Origin of the sequence: Flammeovirga sp. SJP92 (assembly GCF_001583495.1) — a bacterium.
GTDB lineage: Bacteria > Bacteroidota > Bacteroidia > Cytophagales > Flammeovirgaceae > Flammeovirga.
In genome coordinates, this window is sequence record NZ_LQAQ01000093.1 from 473,265 (window position 1) to 496,764 (window position 23,500).

The 23,500-nt window shown below is 36.2% G+C and carries 17 protein-coding genes; 9 read left to right on the top strand and 8 right to left on the bottom strand.

Translation table 11 applies throughout. The features are described from left to right. The first annotated feature begins 120 nt into the window (after positions 1-120). Complete coding sequence (locus tag AVL50_RS22675) at positions 121-2,445, top strand: TonB-dependent receptor (protein ID WP_062618718.1); 2,325 nt, start codon at positions 121-123, stop codon at positions 2,443-2,445. Between the two features lie 14 nt (positions 2,446-2,459). Beyond that, positions 2,460-3,269: a DUF4249 domain-containing protein gene (locus tag AVL50_RS22680; RefSeq protein WP_062618719.1), complete on the top strand. Its 810-nt coding sequence runs from the start codon at positions 2,460-2,462 to the stop codon at positions 3,267-3,269. Between the two features lie 33 nt (positions 3,270-3,302). On the opposite strand, the gene AVL50_RS22685 is transcribed toward AVL50_RS22680, so the two are convergent. After that, the gene (locus AVL50_RS22685; protein WP_062618720.1) at positions 3,303-4,466 is read right to left on the bottom strand and encodes a nitrate/nitrite transporter; all 1,164 of its coding nucleotides are present in this window, start codon (positions 4,464-4,466) and stop codon (positions 3,303-3,305) included. Positions 4,467-4,790: 324 nt separating this feature from the next. Continuing rightward, complete coding sequence (locus AVL50_RS22690) at positions 4,791-5,201, bottom strand: DoxX family membrane protein (RefSeq protein WP_062618721.1); 411 nt, start codon at positions 5,199-5,201, stop codon at positions 4,791-4,793. Between the two features lie 256 nt (positions 5,202-5,457). Between AVL50_RS22690 and AVL50_RS22695 the strand changes: the two genes are divergently transcribed. Together AVL50_RS22695 and AVL50_RS22700 are read left to right on the top strand one after the other, a co-directional pair. Then, positions 5,458-6,177, top strand: a complete 720-nt coding sequence (locus tag AVL50_RS22695; RefSeq protein WP_062618722.1) for a chalcone isomerase family protein — start codon at positions 5,458-5,460, stop codon at positions 6,175-6,177. A gap of 254 nt (positions 6,178-6,431) precedes the next feature. Beyond that, positions 6,432-7,499, top strand: a complete 1,068-nt coding sequence (locus tag AVL50_RS22700; RefSeq protein ID WP_062618724.1) for an LA_2272 family surface repeat-containing protein — start codon at positions 6,432-6,434, stop codon at positions 7,497-7,499. A 180-nt stretch (positions 7,500-7,679) separates the two neighbouring features. Here AVL50_RS22700 and AVL50_RS22705 read toward each other — a convergent pair whose 3' ends face one another. Continuing rightward, on the bottom strand, positions 7,680-9,188 hold the full coding sequence (locus tag AVL50_RS22705; RefSeq protein WP_062618727.1) for a DUF1214 domain-containing protein: 1,509 nt from the start codon (positions 9,186-9,188) through the stop codon (positions 7,680-7,682). A gap of 156 nt (positions 9,189-9,344) precedes the next feature. Here AVL50_RS22705 and AVL50_RS22710 point away from each other — a divergent pair, with 156 nt between their 5' ends. Then, positions 9,345-10,337 (top strand): AraC family transcriptional regulator, encoded by a 993-nt coding sequence (locus AVL50_RS22710; protein ID WP_062618728.1) that lies wholly within the window; start codon positions 9,345-9,347, stop codon positions 10,335-10,337. Between the two features lie 126 nt (positions 10,338-10,463). Next, complete coding sequence (locus tag AVL50_RS22715; RefSeq protein ID WP_062618730.1) at positions 10,464-10,904, top strand: BLUF domain-containing protein; 441 nt, start codon at positions 10,464-10,466, stop codon at positions 10,902-10,904. A gap of 68 nt (positions 10,905-10,972) precedes the next feature. Here AVL50_RS22715 and AVL50_RS22720 read toward each other — a convergent pair whose 3' ends face one another. Continuing rightward, positions 10,973-11,593, bottom strand: a complete 621-nt coding sequence (locus tag AVL50_RS22720; protein WP_062618732.1) for a class I SAM-dependent methyltransferase — start codon at positions 11,591-11,593, stop codon at positions 10,973-10,975. A gap of 297 nt (positions 11,594-11,890) precedes the next feature. On the opposite strand from AVL50_RS22720, the gene AVL50_RS22725 reads away from it, so the two are divergent. The 3 genes from AVL50_RS22725 (at position 11,891) to AVL50_RS22735 (ending at position 15,390) form a co-directional block, all read left to right on the top strand. Then, positions 11,891-13,654 (top strand): long-chain fatty acid--CoA ligase, encoded by a 1,764-nt coding sequence (locus AVL50_RS22725; protein ID WP_062618739.1) that lies wholly within the window; start codon positions 11,891-11,893, stop codon positions 13,652-13,654. Positions 13,655-13,801: 147 nt separating this feature from the next. Next, a complete protein-coding gene (locus AVL50_RS22730; protein ID WP_062618741.1) occupies positions 13,802-14,317 on the top strand; it encodes a DUF3124 domain-containing protein in 516 nt (171 codons plus the stop codon). 125 nt (positions 14,318-14,442) lie between these two features. Beyond that, a complete protein-coding gene (locus tag AVL50_RS22735; protein ID WP_062618743.1) occupies positions 14,443-15,390 on the top strand; it encodes a succinylglutamate desuccinylase/aspartoacylase family protein in 948 nt (315 codons plus the stop codon). Between the two features lie 500 nt (positions 15,391-15,890). On the opposite strand, the gene AVL50_RS22740 is transcribed toward AVL50_RS22735, so the two are convergent. The 4 genes from AVL50_RS22740 to AVL50_RS22755 all read right to left on the bottom strand — a co-directional run bounded on the left by AVL50_RS22740 (position 15,891) and on the right by AVL50_RS22755 (position 23,498). Next, complete coding sequence (locus AVL50_RS22740) at positions 15,891-17,498, bottom strand: cation:proton antiporter family protein (RefSeq protein ID WP_062618745.1); 1,608 nt, start codon at positions 17,496-17,498, stop codon at positions 15,891-15,893. Positions 17,499-17,860: 362 nt separating this feature from the next. Beyond that, positions 17,861-18,772: a myo-inosose-2 dehydratase gene (gene iolE, locus AVL50_RS22745; RefSeq protein WP_062618747.1), complete on the bottom strand. Its 912-nt coding sequence runs from the start codon at positions 18,770-18,772 to the stop codon at positions 17,861-17,863. A gap of 8 nt (positions 18,773-18,780) precedes the next feature. Further along, positions 18,781-21,480 carry a hypothetical protein gene (locus AVL50_RS22750; protein ID WP_062618748.1) on the bottom strand — a complete coding sequence of 900 codons (2,700 nt, stop codon included), beginning with the start codon at positions 21,478-21,480 and terminating at the stop codon, positions 18,781-18,783. Next, the gene (locus tag AVL50_RS22755; RefSeq protein ID WP_062618750.1) at positions 21,477-23,498 is read right to left on the bottom strand and encodes an amylo-alpha-1,6-glucosidase; all 2,022 of its coding nucleotides are present in this window, start codon (positions 23,496-23,498) and stop codon (positions 21,477-21,479) included. Before AVL50_RS22755 ends, AVL50_RS22750 begins: the two co-directional genes overlap by 4 nt. Between the last annotated feature and the right edge of the window lie 2 nt (positions 23,499-23,500).

The window sequence follows — 23,500 nt, forward strand, 5'->3', positions numbered from 1 at the left end:
TTCCATTTACAAATTGCCCTGCCCGTTTAAAGTATAAAATTGCCCGTTTGACCTCTTTTTTTCTCACACCCGCTGTGAGAGAAGTTAATATTTGTATCTAAATCATAACTTAATTTTAGTATGAATATTAATTCTTTCTTAACTATCATCTTACTTACCATCTCATCGATCTCTCTTGGCCAGACTAAATACACCCTAAGTGGTCAGATCAAAGATGCTTCAAATGGAGAAGACCTCCCATTTGCTACGGTAACAGTAAAAGAACTAAAAGGAGTTGGTGTAACCGCCAACACTTACGGGTATTATTCATTGAGCTTGCCTGAAGGAAATTATACCGTTATTTATCAATACATTGGATATGATGTGATTGAAAAATCCATTGAACTCAATAAAAACATTACAATCTCTTTGGAACTTCCTACATCTGCTCAAAACTTGGAGGAAGTGGTTGTCACTGCCGAAAGAGAAGACCGAAATATCACTTCAAATGAGGGAAGTGTGACCAAAATTGACACTAAAGCCATCAGAGAGTTACCCACTTTTGGTGGTGAGGTTGACATTATAAAAGTAATGCAAACACAGCCAGGTGTTAAAGCTTCAGGCGAAGGTGGATCAGGCTTTTATGTACGTGGAGGTGGATTGGACCAAAACCTTGTACTTCTTGATGAAGCACCTGTTTATAACCCTTCGCACCTTTTAGGTTTCTTTTCTGTTTTCAATGGAGATGCCATCAAAGGGGCCACAATGTACAAAGGGGGTATGATGCCCGAATATGGCGGACGTACTTCTTCTGTTTTAGACATTAGAATGAAAGATGGAAATGCTAAAGACCTCTCTGTGACAGGTGGAATTGGTACCATTGCCTCAAGATTGACGGTCGAAGGTCCTATTGTAAAAGACAAGGGATCATTCATGATTTCTGGCCGAAGAACCTATGCAGATTTATTTCTTGGCCTTTCCAATGATCCTAGTTTCAGTAATTCGAGTCTTTATTTTTATGATCTCAACCTAAAGGCCAACTATAGAATTACTGAAAAAGATAGAATTTTCATTTCAGGTTATTTTGGCCAAGATAAATTAGGAATGGATGGCTCGGTCAATATGGACTATGGCAATGCAACAGGAACACTGCGCTGGAATCACGTTTTTTCTAGTAAACTGTTTTCCAACACTTCCTTTATATATAGCAATTATAATTACGAATTTGGTTTTGGTGCAGATGAAGACAAAATTGGTTTGGAATCGATCATTAAAGACATCAACATCAAACAAGATTTCTCTTTTTATGCTTCCACAAAACATACAATCAAGTTTGGATTCAATGCTATTCACCACACCATAGAACCAGGTAACCTTTCTGCGGGATCTAACACAGGCATTAACCCTCAAGATTCTGAAAAAAAATACGGTATCGAAGGTGCTATTTATATTCAAGATGAATTTAAAATCTCAAACCGATTAAGTATCAATTACGGTCTTCGTTATTCATTATTCCAAGGTATTGGAACAGGTACAGAATATCAATTCAATGATAAAGGTGAAGTGATTGGGGCGAAAGAATATGGTGATGGTGAAACAATGCAATATTATGGTGGTTTTGAGCCTCGTTTATCAGCCAACTATATCATCAATCCTAAAAGTTCTGTGAAATTAGGTTACAACAAGAATTACCAATACTTGCATATGCTGAGTAATTCAACTTCTTCTTCCCCAACAGACACATGGATCATGAGCTCTAATAATGTGAAACCACAGGAAGCTGAGCAAATTTCATTGGGTTATTTCAGAAACTTCAAAGACAATACTTTTGAAACTTCAGTGGAAGCGTACTACAAAGACATGAAAAATGTTATTGATTATAAAACAGGTGCCAATGTTTTCTTAAACGATCAGTTAGAAGGTGATTTAGTTTATGGCAAAGGAAGAGCGTATGGTGTGGAATTTATGATCAAAAAGAACAAAGGCCGACTTACAGGATGGTTAGGATACACATTATCAAGGTCTGAAAAGCAATTTGATGAAATCAATAACGGTGACTGGTTCGCCGCCAGACAAGATAGAATTCATGATATCAACTTGGTGGCCATCTACAAGATCAATCCTAAATTGACCTTATCGGGTAACTTCATTTACTATACTGGAGATGCAATAACATTCCCTTCTGGAAGATATGAAGTGGATGGAAAAGTGATTCCTTATTACACTGAAAGAAACGGTTATAGAATGCCTGATTATCATCGTTTAGACTTAGCTTTGACATGGATCAGAAAGAAAACAGATAAGTTTGAATCCAGCTGGAACTTCTCCATTTACAATGTTTATGGAAGAGAAAATGCCTACACCATCAGCTTTGAACCAAGCGAGGAAGATCCAAATACCACAGAAGCTGTACAATTAGCCTTATTCAAATGGGTTCCTTCGGTTACTTACAACTTTAAATTTTAAAAGACTGCTTAATTATGAAATCAATACAACTTATCGTTTCTGCAATTATTATTGCTTTTCTGGTCACCGCTTGTGAAAAAGTGATTGATGTGGATCTAAAAGATGCGGCTCCCAGTATTGTCATTGAAGCCGTACTGATGGAAGGTGAAAATGACTTTGTAGTAAAAATCTCTAAAACGGCTCCCTATTTTGACAACTCTCCATCGGAAAAGATTGACCATGCCAATGTTACGTTAAAATTTAATGATGAAGAAATTGATATTCCTAATTCTGGAAATGGCATTTATTCTTTGCCTGTCAATGCTCTCATCAATACAGAGTATCATCTAGAAGTCAATGTTGATAATGAAACCTACAATGCGTCAACCACAATGCTTGATAAAGTAATGATCGATACCATTTATTCTGAATTTGAAGAAGGTTTCGGCCCTAGAGAATCGGGTTATTATGTCTACATCAAGTATACTGATCCAGGAGATGTTGAGAACTTTTATCGATTAACGCATTCTTTAAACGGAGAATACCAAAATACTGAAAGCGATCTGAGAGTTTTCAATGATCTAAGAAACAACGGTAACCAGCCAAAAACTTCTCTAGGATTTAAAGTATTTGAAGAAGGAGATGTAGTAGACGTAAACCTGATTCATTTTGATGAGTCCTCTTATGATTACTTCAGTTCCTTAAATGATATTATTGGTGGCAATGGAGGACCAAGTGGAGGTGCTGCCGCGCCAGGCAATCCCTTATCCAACTGGTCGAATAATGCACTAGGTTATTTTTCTGCCTATAATTACGATACTGCCACCATCATTATTGGCGAATAACATAAAGGGTAGGCCATTGTGTCTACCCGTCTTCTAATGTTCTTTTATTAATGCCCTCAGTCCCACAAGAGGCCCCAAGACCAATATCAAGAATAGATAAGTCACTGCTACTTTTGTTTGCATTACGGTCAACAACTGTATGCTGACAATAGTAATAGCAAAACCAATACAGTTGACAATCGTCAAAGCTGTACCCTTCAATTCAACGGGTGCATTTTGAGCTACTAATGTGGAGAAAAGTGGAGAATCTGCAATAACAAACATTCCCCAAATAACGAGAAAACTGATAAACAGTAATTCAGAACCGATGCTAAAAAACAATGGAGAAAGCAAACAACAAACCCCTGATAAAGTCAACGACAATTGGGCTGTTTTCTTCACTCCTATCATTTGAGAAATATACCCTCCAACAACACAAGCTAAACCTCCTACTGCTATAATAATAAATGAAAGCAATGGTATATTCAATGCATCAATAGCATGTAGTTGCTGATAAGATTGAAGCATTACAGGCACAAAAGCCCAAAATGTATACAACTCCCACATATGACCAAAATAACCAAAGGCGGATGCTCTGAAAGTGGGCTTTTTGAAAATATCTTTGATGGCATAAAAACTGAAAGAAGAAGAAGGCTTCCTATGAGGGCCATCCGGTACAAATAGAACAATCAAGAAAGCTCCAATTGTGGCCAGAACCGATGTAGATACAATCACATATTTCCATGGAAAAGCATTGGTCAGTACTTTTAATAAATGTGGAAAGGCAGTTCCTAATACCAATGCTCCTACTAAAAAAGAGAGTGATTTCCCTAATCCTTTTTCAAAGTAATCTGCTGCTATCTTCATTCCCACTGGATACACACCCGAAAGAAAAAAGCCTGTTAAGAATCGGAATAATAGCAATGTATTCAAACTATTTCCCTCCCAGATTACTCCTATGTTGAACAAGGCACCAAGTATTGAGGAAACGAAAAATACTTTTGAAGGAGAAAAACGGTCTGTGATTGTCAATACCGCAAACGTGAGTGTACCAATGATAAAACCAAACTGCACAACTGAAGTCAGTGCTCCCAAGGCATTTGATTGTAAATGAAGGCTGTCTACTAAATCATTCATTACGGCATTACCCGCAAACCAGAGTGAAGTACAGCAAAACTGAGAAGTAACAATAAGAGGGAGCGTAAATTTATTTTTCATGAAGTGTTTGTTAATTGTGATCTATGCAAAATTACTTTGCAAAGGGATGTATAAACAAAAGTAACTTTTCTCCCTCACTCCAATAAGGGAATAAACAAAAAAAGGCTATCCACTGGATAACCTCTTTCAATTTTTTTAATCTAACTACTGTCTATACTACGTTTTTATCATTCTATCTACAGCTTGTTTAACGACTGTGTTTGAAGATATTACTGATAAAAAGTGCTTTTTGAGTGTCAAAAAATGGTTATCCACCAAAAAAGAGTAACCAAAGGGCTACTCTTTTAATGGGTTAAAAACTTCAAGTCTAATTTTTATAGTATATTATCTAAAGAGTGGGGCAAATTTTGATCTATATGCATACGCTAAATATATAACCATTCCAAGAAAAAATATTGCTCCTCCAATACCCGCTGGGTCAAGAGTTGCATGGAATAAGAAAGCATTAAAACCAATTGCACCTAGCACAACCAAAGTGGCAGGTACAGCTTTCTTGATGGCCAACATCACACCTCCTACTACCTCAAGGATACCAACTACTGGAAGTATCCCCATCAGCATTAATGAACCAAAAACTTGTGAAACTTCATCATTTGCAGGTGGCATTGGTATAAAATTCAGAAATTTATTTAATCCAAATACGACCATCATCAGTGCAAGTAAAAATCTTACTACTATTGTAACTTTACCTTCTGAAACTACGGCCTGATCCTGCACTAATGTTTGGTTTTCCATGATGTATGAGTGTTTAAAATCTGATTTCTAATCAATAGTGGATAATGGATATTTTACAAACTCAATAATTGTGATTACTTTATTTGTTGAAACAAACTTAGAATAATGAAATTACAATTCAAAAAATAGAACAAAATTTGTTTAAACAGATAACAACATTAACACTATTATCAAACTTTTTCTTTGAATAGTTATATAATGTTTAGTATTTTGATGAAAGATTAACATCAATAATTAAATAAAAAGTAAACTTCCTATGAAAAAGGTTTATCGTATTAACTTATTAAGCATTGTATTTTTATTAGTTACCCTTAACATCCAAGCACAGAACCAACCTACTTTCAAAACTAATTTTTTTAACGAGGTTGAATTTCCAGAAAATGTCACTATTTCAAGTCAGTCGCTGAAAAGCAATGGCTATGGTGCTTTGTCGAAAGGGCTGAAAAAAGTCTTTTCTTGTGCTTTATATGTAGAACACCCAACAGATGATGCAATCAGTTTGATTTACAGTGATGATCTCAAAGTAATTGACTTAGTAATGACTTCAAATTATCTACAATCTGAAGCTACTGTCAAAAAAATCAAAGAAGCGTATGCGAAAGATTTGAAGGCAGACATTAATGCAACAGAGGAGGATAAGCAATTTGTTGCCTCTTTAAGAAAGCATGACAAAATCATTACTTCTCAGATTATAACTGTTGAAAAACTGTTTGGAGAGGCTTTTAATAAGTCGAACTTGGGTAATGTGGATGCTATCAGTGCGGACATTAAAGAGTATATCGCATCTTTCTCAGATTTGATTGAAGGTGGCGATCACTTCAGAATCATCAGCAAGAATAATTCTGTAACGCTTTTTAAAAACGGTAAGGAACTATTCGAGACAGATAACAAAGCTTTCAAAAAAGCACTTATGAACATCTACTTAGGGAATACCCCTATTGATGCTTCATTAAAAAATGATCTTCTTTCTTTGTAAGAAAGAAAAAACATCACTTAAAGGTCGGTTATTGAAAAATAATCGGCCTTTTTTATTTATTTAAAAACCTAAAAATAAGCCATTTGCAAAATAATTAGATTTTTTTTCAAAAAAGAATAGGGGTAAACTCAAGAGTGCGGGTCATTATACCGGAAGCGGGAGAAACAGTGATTTCTACTAATGACGTCAAGTGAAATCCTCTCTCCTGCTCTAATCAAAATTGAATTAAAAAAATTATCTAATTATATAATCAAATGAAAAAATTAATTTTCAACCTTTTCGCACTTTTATTGATCTCATTATCAGTTATCGCTCAAGAGAAAGAATCAAGACCTTTTCAAGTTTCATTTTTATATCCTTTAGGAATTAATGGTACAAATACTCAGGTGGCCAGCGATGGATCTTTCAACGTTCTTTGGGGTGTTAACGGAGGTGTAAATTATTTTGAATTAGGCGGTATTGCCAACGTCAATAACGGTAACGTAACTGGTGGTCAAATAGCTGGTATTACTAACGTAACAAAAGGTGAAAGTAATGGTATTATCGTTTCTGGTATTACCAACTTCAACAGCTCTTCTGCAAAAGGATTACAATTAGCAGGTATCAACAATTATACAAACAATGAAGTAAACGGTGCTCAAATATCAGGTATTTCTAATATTTCTGGAGGTGATATGAATGGTGCACAAATTGGTTTAATCAACACAGTGAGAGGTAAAATGACAGGTGGTCAAGTGGGGTTGATCAACTATACTGACAGCTTAAGCGGTACTCAAGTAGGATTAATCAATGTGGTAAAAGATGGAGCGAAAGGAACACCAATCGGTTTGATCAACGTAGTGAAAAATGGCTATTATGCAGTTGAAGTTGGTGTAAGTGAAACCATCTGGGGCAATGTAAACTTCAAAATGGGTACACAACAATTCTACACTATTTTCAAAGGTGGTTATACTCAATACAACGACAAAGATGTGACTACATTTGGTGCTGGTTTTGGTACTTCGTTCCAATTAGCAAAAAGAGTAAACCTTGCATTGGACCTTTCTGCCAACCAAATTGTTTATGATGGAAAATTAGCAGATACAGGCTTGAACTTATTGAATAAAGCTGATCTGAATATTCAAGTGAAACTGGCCAAAAACATCGGTATCTACGTGGGTCCTTCATTGAATGTATACACAACAGATTACAAACTTGATGGAAATGAAATGGCCGGTACTTTGGATATTCCTGAACATACTTTTTATGATGAAACTTCAAAACATGGTACAAGAACTGCCATTTGGATTGGTGGTCAAGCAGGTTTGAATTTCACATTCTAATAACTTTACAATTAGAAATATTAAAAAGGAGAGGCTCAAAAAGTCTCTCCTTTTGTTTTACTCAATATTATATTATCAATTTTAGTATCCATTTTTTAAAAGTCACTTTGGACACTAGAAATACTAAGACAATTGTTTTTGGGAGGTAAAAATCATAGTTAAGTACTATGTCGCTTCACTTTACTTGCTTAAACCAGTATTCACCACTTCCCAGTCGCTTAATTGGAAAGACTTATTGAAAAATTCTTCTCTTGGGGCATAAAGTCGGAAATAGATAAACCATCCATCATTCCCCACCGTTTTCAGATAATTTGCAGGGTTTACATCTTTGGGACATTCCGCACCTATATAGAGATCAATCGAACCATCTTGATTGTACGTTACATCTGTTCTTCTTGAATTAATTCCTATATCCGAAATATTTTCACCACCATTATCATAAGGTCTACGTGTATTTTCTGAGTACAATGTCACCGACCAAAATTGATCTACAGGAACATGAGCAGGTACATGCAGTTTATAAGTTTTATCTGCTCTCAGTAAGTCTCCATTTTCATCTCTTTTAGAAGTCATATAAACTTGACCATAACCTGGAGAAGGCTCTACCATCCCCTTTGTCGAACTTACCGCCTCATAATACCATACAGCTCTTTCATCTAGATATACCATCATTTCATTACTTTGAGGAATATTGAAATCAAATGATTTGTACCAGTTCGTTCCTTCCCAATAAGGCACAGTAAAACGGGGATTGGTTTGAAGATTTCTCAACATCAGTTCTCCCATATTTCCACCTTTCACTAATAAGTCTTTTTGTTTTTCGGTAGGTTGGAAAGGTTTTCCGATCTCAACACCAAGCGGTTTTAACATCGCAATCCAAGCCTTATCCTGTTCTCTCACAGGTTCTTCATTGATAATGGTATGCAGGGTTTCCCAATATGCCAATCCCCTTGGTGCTGTAGCGGACCATTCTATATTTTTGTCTTCAGCAAACGTAGCCTTCCTCAATTCACTTCCCACTCTTCCTAGTTTCAAGGCTTTTTTGAAGCTGGCTTCCGCCTGTGGGTCTGCTTCCAAAATTCTCAAACCAATAAAGAAGTTGTTAGTCTCAGATTGAACGACAAAATCGGCCTTTCCTTCATACAATTTTGGATCATCATTGGGACCACAAATAATATAAGTTCCTCCCTTCCCTTTATCAGGGCCTGTCAATCCTAAGTCTGCAACAGGCCTTTGCCATAGATCAAGAAAAGCTCCGGCAGTCATTCCTTTTGGATATTCTAACTTCACCGCTCCTTCTTTTAAATTAGAAAAAGTGAAAATGTAAGGAGTCGTTAGGTTGCCGGTCACAATACCCCTTTTCTCTTTTAATGATTTTAATACCACAAAGTTTTCGAGTCCAGCCACATCATAAGCTTGGTCTTCTTGCTGTCCCCAAGTTTTCATAGAAACAATTGGAGTAGACCATATATATGCCTGAGAAGCACGTTGAAAATCCATAATATCGAATAATTCTTGCTCTCCTTTGGCTATGAAATGATGTTCTAACTCAATATTTCCATAAACTGTTTCAATAACTTCATCCCCTTCTAAAGTAGCTTCTGATAGGGGAACCTGAGCAAATGCAGATTGAATTCCTGACTGTAGTAACAATGCGGTACCTAATACCTCAAGTATTTTCTTTTTCATTTTAATATTGGATTGATTTACATTCTACTTAAACCGTTCAATCATCCCATTAGATTACTTTCATTAGTTCAAAGGGTATCGCAGTTAGTTCAATTGTTATTGATCTCTGTTTTTTTATCGTAATTTCATATTGAATCATTAATTCGTTGCTCATCTATGGAAAAAATCACAATACATACAGGGTCCGTTGAAAGTGTTGCTGAACAGCTTGGATCTATTCTTGGCAAAGAGCCGTCAAGAGAAAATACTTTAATCATCAACAATCATTTAGTGGAATTAGATTATGAATGGTTTTTTCCTTACGACGGTGTTGAAATTGGGATTCATAGAGTGAAATATAAAAATGATTTGGAAGTAGATATACTAAGTGATACTAATGAAAAAAAATACATTTACTTTCAGTTTGAATACAAAGGGAATGTTTCTCCCAAAACACCGGAGGAAAACAGCAATATCACTCAGCTTGTCACGATGATGAGTATGCAAAGCACAAGTATTTTTCTTAATATGAAAGCTCAAAAGGGAGACCAAAGCCAATGGATTACATTAAGGCTTTCTGAAGAGTACTTCAATCGTTATATGTCTCATATGAAAGTACACATCGGAAAAGTATTTGATCCGTCAAACCCTTGGGTGATTTATGAAATCATTCCACCAAAAATCAATCTTCTTATTGCTGACCTGTTCTCTTTGAATGAGGAAATGACTCCTCCATTGAAAAACAGTTTGATCATTGCTAGAACTACAGAGGCTGTTGGGTTATTTCTTGATCAGATCATCAGAAGAGAACATCAAACTCAAAGAAACAACAACCTGCATATTGAGGATATCAAAAGAATGCAGATGATCAAAGATGAACTGATCTGTCTATATGACAAAACGCCGTCTTTGCCAACTATTGCAGAGAAATACGGTGTTTCTGTATCAAAACTTAAAAGAGATTTCGGAAGTGTATTTGGCACTACAATTCCTCGTTTTCATTCCAATTATAGACTTGAACTCGCTTATAAAATGCTGGAATCACAACAGATCTCTGTTACTGAGGTAGCAAGGCATTTTGGATACAAAAGCTTATCCAATTTTTCAGAGAACTTTAAAGAAAAATTCGATATCACACCGAAAGAAATATCGATAAGATATAATGTTTAAAAGATAAATTTTCACATTGTAATTAATTCGGAACTTTAACCTTTCTACAGCAAAAGATTCTTTTCCAATCTTATTATATTAATCACAACTATTTCTCAGTTACTATTAATAAACCAATTAAATACCATGTATTGTCTATGCTATGTAAGCACACGTAAGCTATCATTAGATGATGATGTGTTGCGTGAGATACTTGTTTTGAGTAGAAAAAACAATGTTCTCAAAAACCTCACTGGATTGTTGATCTTATTGGAAGATAAATTTATTCAGGTACTTGAAGGGGATGAACAAGAAGTAGAAGAGCTGTATGCTAAAATCAAAAGAGATGACAGGCACAGCTATGTACAAAAGGTCTATGCAGGTGATATTGAACAACGTAATTTCAATACCTGGTCTATGGCTTTCAAGGAGATTCACTGGGACGACTTAGAAGATGCCGGATTCATCAAAGAGTATGATAAAAGCTTACCACTTGAAACCTATTTGAAAGATAAAAATCACTATGTTATAGAATTACTTAAAACATATCAGGGGGTTTCTGAGTTAAGGATAAACCTACCAAATTAATTTATATGAATAGAAATAATGACTGAACTCCTTTAAGAGAAATTCCTTAAAGGAGTTTTTATTTTGACTTACTTCTTTCTAAAACAACAGAATACAAAATTCTGAAAGGTATCAAAAGGTGTTTTATGATCTATAGTTTGAGTATTGACTAATTCAAAGTCTTCTTCAAAAACCTTTGTCAAACGCTCTGGAGAATATTGTTGTATTGGAATGCCACTGCACTTCGTTGGGCCTTTTTCTGAAAAAGTACCAATAAGCAAAACCCCATCAGGTTTGACACAACAAGCAACTACTTTTCTGTAATTTTCAATATCAATAGGATCTGTCAAAAAATGAAAAGCGGCTCTGTCGTGCCAGAAGGCAAACTGCTCGTCTGACTCAAAACGAGATGCATCTGCAACAACCCATTTCACTTTTGATGCCTTTGCACCTAACCTTTCCTTTGCTCTGTCAAGGGCTTTTTTAGAAATATCTAAAACCGTAATATCTTTATAGCCTTTTTCCAGCAAATGATCCACTAAAAAACTATCTCCTCCACCCACATCTATGATCTTATCATCAGGTGCTAGAATAGATCGTTCTACAAAAGCCAAAGAAGTTTCAGGTACTGGCTGATACCAACTTACGTTTTCTAATGGTTTTGTTGAATATATATTTTCCCAATGTTCTTTTTTATTGAATTCAGACATTCTCTATGCGTTTTAAATAATGGATTTGGAACAATAAAAGTATTCGAAAAACGAATCAACATCAAATTGTGTTAAGTGTTATATAAAGTACTATTTTGAATGGTATAACGACTAAAAACCAATAAAAACCTCTCTTTTTGACTTAACTATTAACTTGGTATTCAAAAAGCTTAACGTAAATCATCGTATTTCAGGATAAAAATTATGTTTATTTGTAATCCGTAGTATGAACATACCCTATTATTAGACATAAATTTCAATTCTTAAGTACTGCTGTACTTATCCACAACGAACCATATGAAACCAACAAGAGTTTTTGATTTTATTGAACAGCAAAAACGTAAATACAACGGTATTGACGTCTGCTTGGCTGCTAAAGAAAAAGGAACATGGAAAACTTATTCAACTGATGATGTTCTTCAAATCATCAATCAAGTAAGTAATTCTCTATTGCGATATGGTATTCAAAAAGGGGATAAAATAGCTATTGTTTCTGAAAACAGGCCTGAATGGAACTTCATCGATCTGGCTTGTTCTCAGATTGGAGCAGTGGCTGTACCAATTTACCCTACTATTACAATTGAAGACTACAATTATATTTTCAATCACGCTGAGATTAAAATTGCTTTCATTGAAACGAATGCTCTTGTCAAAAAGATCAAGTCTATTCAAGAAAAACTGCCAGCATTAGAAGCTATTTTCTCTTTTGAAGAGGTTGAAAATATTGAATCATGGAAGACTTTCTTGAAAGATATCTCTGAGGAGGAAGACCGTAATCTTTCTGAAGTCAAACAAAATATAGATGTTGAAGACCTTTATACAATTGTGTATACTTCTGGTACTACAGGCCCTCCAAAAGGGGTAATGCTCACACATAAAAACGTGGTATCAAATGCATTGGCGGCAGCTCAAACACTTCCTGTTGAAGAAGGAAAAGGAAAAGCACTTAGCTTCCTCCCTCTTTCACATGTTTATGAACGTACAAGTGTTTTCTCTTACGTGAGTAATTCTACATCAGTGTACTATGCTGAAAGCGTGGCCAAAATAGGTGAAGCCATGAAAGAAGTGAAACCTGATGTTTTCTGTACTGTCCCAAGATTACTGGAAAAAGTATATGATACTATTGTTGGAAAAGGAATGGAGACAAAAGGGCTTAAAAAGGCCATTTTCTTCTGGGCTTTAAACTTAGGTTTGAAATATGATCCAAGAGAAAAACAGTCGTTCTGGCAGAAAATACAACATAAAATTGCTGATACATTAGTATTCAGTAAATGGCGTGAAGCATTGGGTGGCAACATCAAAAATATGAACGTAGGCGCTGCTGCGCTTCAACCAAGATTGATCCGTTCATTCTGGGCTGCAGGAATTAAAGTATGTGAAGGTTATGGCATGTCTGAAGCCTCACCTGTAGTTTGTGTCAACCGTATCACTCCAGACAATATGATGGTGGGAACCGTTGGGCCTACTTTGGAAGGTATTGAGGTGAAAATTGCCAGTGATGGTGAGATCCTTATCAAAGGCCCTAACATTATGAAAGGTTATTATAAGCAACCTGAATTAACAGCTGAAACGGTTGTAGATGGCTGGTTACATACTGGTGATATTGGAGAGTTAGTAGATGGGAAATTCTTAAAAATTACTGATCGTAAAAAAGAATTATTCAAAACTTCAGCCGGCAAATACATCGCTCCTCAACTTTTAGAAAATAAACTGAAGGAGTCGTTCTTCATAGAACAAGTAGCCGTTATTGGCAGTAACCAAAAATTCGCTTCTGCATTGATTGTTCCAAACTTTGAAGCTTTGGAAAGATGGTCTCAAGAACAGCAAATTGCTTTTGACACCAAGCAGGAACTGATCAAAAATAATCAGGTTTTCAATAAGTTCAAGAAGGAAATTCAAAAAGCGAATATTGATTTTGCCCGTTGGGAAAAGATTCAAAAGTTCAAATTATTGGAAAATGAATGGACGGTTGAAACAGGAGAGGTCACACCTACTCTAAAACCAAAAAGGAAGATCATCAATAAAAAATATGAAAGTGAAATCAATGAGATTTATACTTAATTCGTTTCACTTTCATACTTCATATAAAATCTCAATTTTAATAAATGGCCTCATTAGTAAAAACTGATGAGGTCATTTTTCTTTAAAATGATGCTTTTTATTTCTATTTTCGTTGAGTAAATCATCACAGTACAAAACTATTTTAGCATGCGACATATTTCCTTTTTTTCTATTCTTTGTTTATTAATTTTTTCTTGTGAAAAAAAGCAAGTTTCATTGGTTTCTGAAGATCTCACTTCAAAAGTGATTAAACCCAGTGAAACTCCTCAACTTAGTTTCAAAGAGAAATATTATGTGGCGGCGTATTCTGATTTATATTATCAGGAAGGCAACGATAAATTTCAGTGTACCGTGATTTTGAGTTTAAGAAATGTAAGTACCACAGACACACTTTATTTCACAACTGCCGATTATTATGACAGCAACGGAAAACTCCTTCGAAATTACTTAAAGGGTGAAACTCTAGAGTTGAAGCCGTTAGAATCTGCTGAGTACATTGTAGAGAAAAGAGAAAGTTTAGGAGGTGTAGGAGCCAATTTTATTGTAGAATATGGCACAACCTCCACTCCAAAAAACAAAGCATTAATTGAAGCAATCAATATTGGCAACTTCAGCCAGCACGGCTTTTCTTTCAAATCAAGAGCTATTTTGATTAATGAATAAGTCAATCTTATTTCACAAAATCACTCCTTTTCAAATCCATCAAAATATTTATTCTTTTTTCTCTCAACACTGCAACCTACTGACTTTAAATAGCGTATCACAAGCTCTCAATATATTCATATAAAATGGCAAGTGATAAATTTGTTCTTTTAGGAACAGAAATCAAGAAAGGTAAAGGTGCTGTCCTTGAGCTTGAAGTGGCTAAACTACATACACGCAATAGTTTGAAAGTGCCTGTAATTGTTGAAAGAGGAAAAAAAGACGGTCCCGTACTTTTACTCTTGGGAGGTGTGCATGGTGATGAATCCAATGGTGTTGCTATAGTTCGTGATATTATCAGAAAGAAATACCACAAACCTAAAAGCGGTACTGTGATTTGTATCCCAGTGTTCAACGTTTTTGGCTATCTCAATTTAACGCGGGCTTTTCCTGATGGCAGAGACCTCAATAGAATGTTTCCGGGAACAAAAAATGGTTCTTTGGCAAGTCAGTTTGCCTATACTTTCACTAAAGAAATTGCCCCTGTAGTAGATTATGTAGTGGACTTCCATACTGGAGGTGCTGACCGAAGCAACTTCCCTAACATCAGGTGTGATTTTAATGAAAAGGAAGAATTTGAATTGGCCAAAGCATTTGGAGCGCCTTATGTTATGCATTCAAAATATATTCATAAATCCATCCGTGAAACAATCCATAAAATGGGTAAACCTATCATTCTTTTTGAAGGTGGAAAATCGCTTCATTTGGAAAATGATGTCATCGATATAGGTGTCAATGGTGCTTTGAATGTTATGAAATACCTCAAAATGCACGAAGGTGAACCTGAGTTCAAGCAAGGTCCTATTTATATCAAAAAAAGTAAATGGTTAAGAGCGCCTTATTCAGGGATTTTTGAATCTACAGTGAAAAATGGGGAGCAAGTCACCAAGAAACAATTGATTGGTAGAATTTCTGACCCTTTTGGAGAGTTTGAAAAGAAAATTTACGCTCCTTCTAATTCTGCAATTTTTGGATTAAATACTGCTCCAAACGTCAATAAGGGAGATGCTATTTTTCATGTAAGCGTGAAGTAGTTTTTGAAAGAAAAAATGGTTCTATATCACAGGTGTTAAGACAATAACTGTCACTTGTATCTCTATTTTGAGGGAGTACGTTGGTTCGAAAGTCGGGAATTTCCCCGATTGTTAGATACAAATACAGGCTTAACACTTGCACTAGAAAGGGGAAACTCTTTCCCCTATACATGGGAAAGGGTTTCCCATATAGAGGGGACACCTTTTCCCATTACTATGAGACAACCTTTCCCATAAGTATGGGACCACTCCTTCTTGTAGATCCAAAAAGCATTGCACTAGACAACCCCAGCACCTTTATTAGTATTACACGATGAAAACGATAACTGACAAGAGAAAAGCGTAAAAAAATGGTAGCCAAACATTATGCATGAATGGCTACACGAGATAGTTTATTAATAAACTTCTCAATATCTTCTATATATAAGAACATACTTGAAACATGGTAATTTTCTTACCATATTGATAGGTTCCGCGACAGAAACATACAGGAAACTTTTTTAATTCGTCGCCTTATAAGCTATTGAAATCGTATTATCAGAAAACTGTTCGATGACATGTTGTGCAAAACCTTTTCCGGCTTCTCTATATACGTTATAAACGGCATCCATTCCTTCCGATTTCAATTGTTCAATCTGATCAGAATATTCAACAATTGCAGCTGTTTTCCCTCTAAAATTCAAATGCTTCAGCTGTCTAAAAGCTAGGTCGTTGGAATGATGGTGAGGCATGGCAAATAAAATCATTTCAAATTGATTAATATCTCTGATTCTATGCCAGAAATCCCAATCAATGGCATCACCTAAAATAGCTCTTCTGCCTTCTTCCAACTGAGACTCAACAGCTCCTTCTTTCACATCTACACCCAATACCTGCCCTTCGTAAACTTTATTGATTTCATCATAAATACCTGTACCAATACGCCCCATTCCTAAAATCAAAATCTTTGATTTTCCAGTTTTCAGCATCTGATCCATTTTATTCAAACGGCTGTTCTCCTTCTTTATTTTAGCCAATAATTGATACACTTCATTACTCCAATTATTGATAGGAGAAGCAATGATAAATGATAGAGATACGGCAACAGCAATACTCACTAGAAGCTCACCTGAAATCCATCCAAACTTATAGCCGAGTCCCCCTACAATCAATCCAAACTCACTATAATTCATCAGAGTTAAGGCACTGAAAACAGATGTTCTTACTCTAAAATTGAATAGGTCGAAGATTCTGAAATACAGCCAGCCTTTTAAAGGCAACAATAAAACAAGAACAAATGCAAAGATAATTGCAGATGTACTTAATGAAGTTGACAGACCAATATCTAAGAAGAAGCAAACCAGCAATAGTTCTTTGATGTTGAATAAAGACTTTGACAATTCAGATGCTTTGGGATGACCTGATAGCAATACCCCAATAATCAATGCTCCTAAATCAGGCTTTAAACCTGCTTCTGCAAACAGTCCTGATCCCATTACAAAACACATGAAAATGCCGAATATCACCAACATTTCACCGTGCTCAACAATATCCATCACTTTATAAAACAGCGGTCTTAACAGCGGTAATCCAAATAGTAAAAAGGCCCAGATTTCAGGCACTTTCCCTGTACTAATCGTCATAAAAACTACCGCAAATATATCTTGCATTACAAGTACACCAATAGACAAAGCACCATAAATGGCATTCATCACCCCTTTTTCCTGAAGGGTTTTAATAGCGAAAACAGTACTTGAAAATGATAACGCAAAAGCTACTAATAGCAGTTCTACATAACCTAATGATGCTAGTAATGATATTCCCATTATTTGAAGTCCCCACAGTGCAAGAAAGAAATAAAGGGTAGTCCCAAGGTTATGAATTAAAGCACTCAACCAAATATGCTTTCCAATCAGCATTTTGATATCTAATTTCAACCCAATTGTAAAAAGCAAAAGGGTCACTCCCGTATCTGCTAGCCACTGAATGATTTCATTGCTTTCCACACCAAAAGCATGCAATGCAAAACCTGCAATCAGGAAGCCTACTAAAGGAGGAAATTTTGATTTGAAGGCAATGAAACCTGTTACAAAAGTAGTGAGTATGATTAGTATAATCTCTTCGGTCATATAACGTCTTTAGTTTTGACAGTTGGTTACTGTATGTTGTTAATCAATCGCATTCTTATTGCGGAAATAAATTAAGCATATAAAATGATTTATGAGAGTATTGAGCCGTTAAAATTGCTTATGTGCATTAATTATAAGTACTAGAACAAAAATAATTGATCGTTTTTTAAAGGAAGTAATTGCAATTAGTATTCAATACGTTTGACTTAGTACTTATAAAAAACTCCCCACAAGAAAAATTCTAGTGAGGAGTCCAATATAATCATACACAATAAGTCATCATCGTAATGACGCTAAACCCGTAATTAATATAATACAGTGTATTCAGTTTGAGTGTAAAAAGTGTTTAGTGCAATCAGATATTAGATACCTGTTACTTTTCTGATGTACTCTCTACCCATTTTAGCATATTTCAAAGGGTAAGCGTTAGCAGGATTCTGTTCTGCTTCAACCACTAACCAACCTTCGAAATTATTTTCAGCTAATGTTTCAAAAATAGGTTCAAAGTCAATGCAACCTTCTTCATCACCAGGAACCGTGAAAATGCCCTCTTCAATTGATTCTTTGAATGACATTCCTTGCTCATCTGACTGATTCATGATTGGTTGACGAATATTTTTCAGGTGAACGTGTTTGATACGATGTGCATAGTCCATCGCCATTTCTAATGGATCTCCACCTGCAAAACGAATGTGTCCTGTATCAAATAATAAATGAACAAATGCTGGGTTTGTCATTTCCATCAAACGGTCTACTTCAGGTCTTGTCATCACACCTGTTCCCATATGATGGTGATAGCATAAGTTCATACCATTGTCAGTAGCAATTTTACCAATGTGGTTCAATCCGTCTGCCAATGCTTGCCATTGCTCATCATTAAATACAGCTTTGTTGGCTTTCAATGCGATAGGCTGTTGATGTGAGGAGCCCCCTAATTCAGCAACAACTATATCCGTTCCCCCCATAGACTTGATAAACTCTAATGATTTATTAAAGTCCTCTACCGTTTTATCATACATATCTTTGATGGTAAAGTAGGTACTTGTCCAAGGTTCAGAAACACGAAGTCCTCTAATGTCTAAAGCATATTTCAATACTTCAGGGTCCTTAGGGTATTTGTGCCCCACACTACAACCTTCATAGCCAGCCAAAGCCATTTCAGATACACATTGTTCAAATGGAATTCCAATATCGATGTCTAAAAAGTCATCGTTCCACCATGATGTAGGAGTAATTCCTATATATACTTTTTCTTTATTGAATGGAGTTTTCATTGTTTTCGTTATTTAAGAGTTTGAAGTAATTCAGCGACCAGACCTGTCCAGCCTGTTTGATGTGATGCACCGATACCTGCACCGATATCACCATGGAAATATTCATAGAAAAGAATATTGTTGTTCCATCTTTCATCTTTTTGGAAGGTCTGATTTCCTCCAAATACTGGACGGTTGCCATTTTGATCTTTTTCAAAAATGCCAATCAAACGCTTCGAAAGATCTTTGGCGATATCGCCAAGATGCATCATATTTCCTGACTTCGAAGGGTATTCCACTTTGAAATCTTCCCCTAAGAATTCATTGTATTTTAATAGTGTTTCAATCAATAAGAAGTTGATAGGGAACCATACAGGACCTCTCCAATTGGAGTTACCACCAAACGCTTGATTCAGAGATTCAGCTGGTGCATATTGTTCTTGCAACGTCACATTATTACGTTGTAAATCTAATGTATACGGATTGTCTTCATATACCTTTGAAATACCACGGATACCATGTGGGCTTAAGAATTCTAGCTCATCAAATACTCTTAATAGTATTTTCACGAGCCTTTCTGGATTCACAAAGGACAAAAGCATTTTATCCTCATCACTTTTAGAAGTAGTTTTAACTTGTTCTAAAAGTTCTGGATGCTTGTCTAAGAACCAATCCAATCTCTCTTTTAAAGACTGAGCACTATGAGCTTCTAACTTTGTAAAATCAACTGTAGCTACTGGGAATAAAGCAATCACTCCTACCAACGACCTTAATTTCACTGAATGATACTTGGTTGGCTGTTCATAAACCGTCAAGAAATCATAGTAGAACTGATCTTCATCGTCCCATAGGTTGATATTACACTCGGTTCTATTCATATTCATAGCGTCTGCTACAAATACAAAGTGTTGGAAAAACTTACTAACCAAATGTGAATATTCTGAGTGGTTCTCAAGACTCAGTACATTCGCAATGTCCATCATTTTCAGACAAAACATTCCCACCCAACTTGTACCGTCAGATTGGTTCATATTCACTCCAACACCTAATCGTTGCTCAAGGTTAGAAAGGTCACTTCTGTTGATGATAGAGATATTATCCAAACCTAAGAATCCACCTTCAAACAAGTTGTTGTTGTCCTTATCCACTTGATTTACCCACCAAGTAAAATTCATCAAACAGTGTCTAAAAATATCCGCTAAAAAGTCAGTATCCGCTTTATCACCATTCAGTTCCTTATCTATCTCATAGATTTTCAGTGCAGCCCACGCATGTAGTGGAGGGTTGATATCACTAAATGACCATTCATAAGCAGGAATGGCACCTTTCGGCGACATGTACCACTCATGTGATAAGAAGAGTAATTGCTTCTTCGCAAACTCAATATCCACTCTTGAGAACACCACTGTTTGGAAACATAAATCCCAAGCAGCAAACCAAGGGTATTCCCATTTATCAGGCATCGTTAAGATGTTATCTGCATAAAAGTGGCTCCACTCTTTATTTCTATTTCTACTTTCTGGAGGTGTAGGTCCAACAGGATCTCCTTTTAACCAATCAGAAACTACATACAAGTAATACTGCTTACTCCACAACATACCTGCATAAGCTTGACGCTGGATCATCTTCTGCTCATCCGATAAAGTGGCAGGAGAAATATTTTCATAGAAAATATCTGCTTCCGCAATTCTATCTGTAAATACTTTTTCGAAAGCATCACCAAATGGAGCTTGGTTATCCATATCTGCAGTAAATCTTAAATTGATTTCTTGCGTTGCTCCGCTTTCAAGATCAAAATAATAGTAGGCACTTGATTTAGATCCTTTCAATTCAGGATTCACCGATTCAGTACCATAAATCAAATGATCATTGATACCATCTTTAGGATACTGTGTTTTATTTTCAGAATTGAAAAGCTTCTGATTGTTGGTCTCATTATCTACAAAGAACAGTTTCTCAGGGTTTTCACAGTACAAAGCCATTTCGTCTGTGCTTCCATCCGCATCAGAACTCGCTTTTAATACACCAATATTCCCTTGTGTAGCACCTTCAATCACTGGTGTTTTTACATCAAAAAACCATGACCAAGTATTTCTAAACCATAAGGTTGGCAAAAGGTGAATTGGTGCTTTATCAGGACCATGATTCGTTACTTTTATCTTTACCAATACATCTGTTGGAGATGATTTCGCATACTCCACTTGTACATCAAAGTAACGGTCTTCATCAAAAATACCTGTATCAATCAGCTCATACTCCATAGAGTGAGGAAACTGCTTTCGTCTCGCATTTTCATCCACTAAATCTTGATAAGGAAATGCCTTTTGAGGGTATTTATACAACCACTTCATATAACTATGAGTAGGTGTATTATCTTGATAGAAATAATATTCTTTTACATCCTCTCCATGGTTCCCTTCACTGTTGGTCAGGCCAAACAATCTTTCTTTCAGAATAGGATCATTACCATTCCAAAGACTTAAGGCAAAACATAGTTTCTGTTTTGGATCTGAAATCCCTGCCAATCCATCTTCCCCCCAGCGGTAAGCTCTTGACCTTGCCTGATCATGCGGAAAGTAATCCCAAGCATTACCATCAGAACTATAATCTTCTCTTACAGTTCCCCATTGACGTTCGGATAAATATGGTCCCCACTCCAACCAATCTTCATGATCTTGTTTATTGGAGTAGGCTTTTGCTAGTCTTTCTTGTTCTTTATTTAATGTCATGCTGATACTAAATTTTGTTGAGATTGAGACGTAGTGGTTAAGGTTTCAATAGCATGAAACGCTTCAATAATCTGCGCAACACTCCAAGCCTGTGCAATACAGCCTTTGGGTGTGAAAGGAGCATCTCCATCAAAAATTTCACTTATAGTACCCAAGCCAGATGTATTTAAATGATCTGAGATTGGCATAAGGAAATCATAGGCTCTGTCCTTATCTTGATAAACTTTTAGATGTGCTCTTACAAATGGTCCCAACAACCACCCCCAAACAGTACCTTGATGATAGGCACTGTCTCGGTGGAATTGATCACCTCCATAGAAACCAATAAATTCCTTTTCAAAAGGAGCCAATGAACGAAGCCCAAAAGAAGTGAGTAAATGCTCGGCAGAGACATCTACCACTTTCTTTTGTTGTTCTTCGTTCAATGGAGTATCTGGTAAAGAAACAGCAAATAGTTGGTTGGGTCTAAGTAAATCTTCATGTCCATTTGGACCATCTAATACATCAAAAAGGTATTGCTTGTCTTCATTCCAGAAACGTTGAAACCCTTGTTTGATATTATCAGCTAATGTATTGTAAGTTGATTCTTGGTCATTTAAAAGCTTTGCAAAACGATCCATCACACAAATGGCATTGTACCAAAGTGCATTGACTTCAACGGGCTTCCCAATTCTTGGTGTTACAACGTGATCTCCCACTTTTGCATCCATCCAAGTCAATTGGACGCCATCTTGACCGCCACTTAATAAGTGATCTTGAGGGTCCATTTTGATATTATACCTTGTACCTTGAATATGCCAATGCACCACATCCTGCAACTTTGGATATAGCTCTTTAATCAGTGCTAAATCTGAGGTCTTTTCATAGTAATTATGAATAGCTTGAAAATACCAAAGTGTAGCATCAATGGTATTGTACTCAGGTGTGTCGCTTACATCAGGAAAACGGTTCGGTAACATTCCTTCATTAAGATATAAAGCAAATGTCTTCAGAATTTTTGATGCATCATCAAACCTTCCTGTCTCTAATGTCAAGCCTGTAAGGCTGATCATTGTATCTCTGCCCCAATCTTCAAACCAATGGTAACCTGCAATGACACTTCTGCCATTTTGATCATTTTGGCTCACTCTATTGACCACAAACTGATCTGAAGCTAAAACCAATTGTTTCATCCAGTCAGAAACCTGATTTTTCTTAAGCTTTTGTGTTTTCAACCACTTCTTCACCACCGCTTCATCTCTTTGAACTCTTTCAGAAAGTTCATTTCCATCAGCCGTTGCATTTTCTTCTGTAGAAGCTACAAAAGTGATGCGTTGACCTTTTGAAAGCTGAAGTTGAAAAGTAGCAGGGTGTACGTGTGAATCCGTATCATTCAACCCTCTTTTCAGTTCTTCTTCTAAATGAAAATTCTGATACAATTCATTGAAAATAGTACAAGAACTGTTTTCCAGCTTTAAGAAAAGCGGTAAATCAGAAGAATTATTGGAAGTGATTTTTACACCTGATGGAATAGCTGAAACATTCACAGGCCATTCCACTTGTCCTGTATTATGAAAAATTCTGTTGTCTACAATTGCACTGATTTGGAGTTCAACCACTTCATCCGCTTCAAGTACTTCATAAGACACATACGTTGTATTTTCTCCATATTTCATCCATACTTTCTTTTCTATCAAAGCATCCGCACAAGCATATTGCCAGGTCGGGATCGAGCTTTCAAGAGCGAAAGTCTGAATGTTTTTATACCCCTCTGGGGCTACGGCACCGTTTTGCCATCTATTGGAAGTCAATGCAAAGGCTGTCCCTCTGTATGTAATTGTTTCTTCCAACTTGGCAAGCATTAATCGACGGTCTATTGGCGGTCTTAAAGAAGACACCAAAAGCCCGTGGTATCCACGAGTAAGTGAACCGGCTACTGTTCCTGAACAGTAGCCGCCAATACCATTTGTCACTAGAAACTCTCTTTCTTCAGCCGTTTCTAGACTTCCGGTAATGTCACGTCCGAAGTGAACCGCCATGA

Coding starts and splice junctions, on each gene's coding strand:
- AVL50_RS22750 (WP_062618748.1), bottom strand. CDS start 21,480: ATGACATTAAATAAAGAACAAGAAAGACTAGCAAAAGCCTACTCCAAT.
- AVL50_RS22685 (WP_062618720.1), bottom strand. CDS start 4,466: ATGAAAAATAAATTTACGCTCCCTCTTATTGTTACTTCTCAGTTTTGC.
- iolE (WP_062618747.1), bottom strand. CDS start 18,772: ATGAAAACTCCATTCAATAAAGAAAAAGTATATATAGGAATTACTCCT.
- AVL50_RS22715 (WP_062618730.1), top strand. CDS start 10,464: ATGTATTGTCTATGCTATGTAAGCACACGTAAGCTATCATTAGATGAT.
- AVL50_RS22705 (WP_062618727.1), bottom strand. CDS start 9,188: ATGAAAAAGAAAATACTTGAGGTATTAGGTACCGCATTGTTACTACAG.
- AVL50_RS22735 (WP_062618743.1), top strand. CDS start 14,443: ATGGCAAGTGATAAATTTGTTCTTTTAGGAACAGAAATCAAGAAAGGT.
- AVL50_RS22675 (WP_062618718.1), top strand. CDS start 121: ATGAATATTAATTCTTTCTTAACTATCATCTTACTTACCATCTCATCG.
- AVL50_RS22730 (WP_062618741.1), top strand. CDS start 13,802: ATGCGACATATTTCCTTTTTTTCTATTCTTTGTTTATTAATTTTTTCT.
- AVL50_RS22720 (WP_062618732.1), bottom strand. CDS start 11,593: ATGTCTGAATTCAATAAAAAAGAACATTGGGAAAATATATATTCAACA.
- AVL50_RS22725 (WP_062618739.1), top strand. CDS start 11,891: ATGAAACCAACAAGAGTTTTTGATTTTATTGAACAGCAAAAACGTAAA.
- AVL50_RS22690 (WP_062618721.1), bottom strand. CDS start 5,201: ATGGAAAACCAAACATTAGTGCAGGATCAGGCCGTAGTTTCAGAAGGT.
- AVL50_RS22680 (WP_062618719.1), top strand. CDS start 2,460: ATGAAATCAATACAACTTATCGTTTCTGCAATTATTATTGCTTTTCTG.
- AVL50_RS22695 (WP_062618722.1), top strand. CDS start 5,458: ATGAAAAAGGTTTATCGTATTAACTTATTAAGCATTGTATTTTTATTA.
- AVL50_RS22740 (WP_062618745.1), bottom strand. CDS start 17,498: ATGACCGAAGAGATTATACTAATCATACTCACTACTTTTGTAACAGGT.
- AVL50_RS22755 (WP_062618750.1), bottom strand. CDS start 23,498: ATGGCGGTTCACTTCGGACGTGACATTACCGGAAGTCTAGAAACGGCT.
- AVL50_RS22710 (WP_062618728.1), top strand. CDS start 9,345: ATGGAAAAAATCACAATACATACAGGGTCCGTTGAAAGTGTTGCTGAA.
- AVL50_RS22700 (WP_062618724.1), top strand. CDS start 6,432: ATGAAAAAATTAATTTTCAACCTTTTCGCACTTTTATTGATCTCATTA.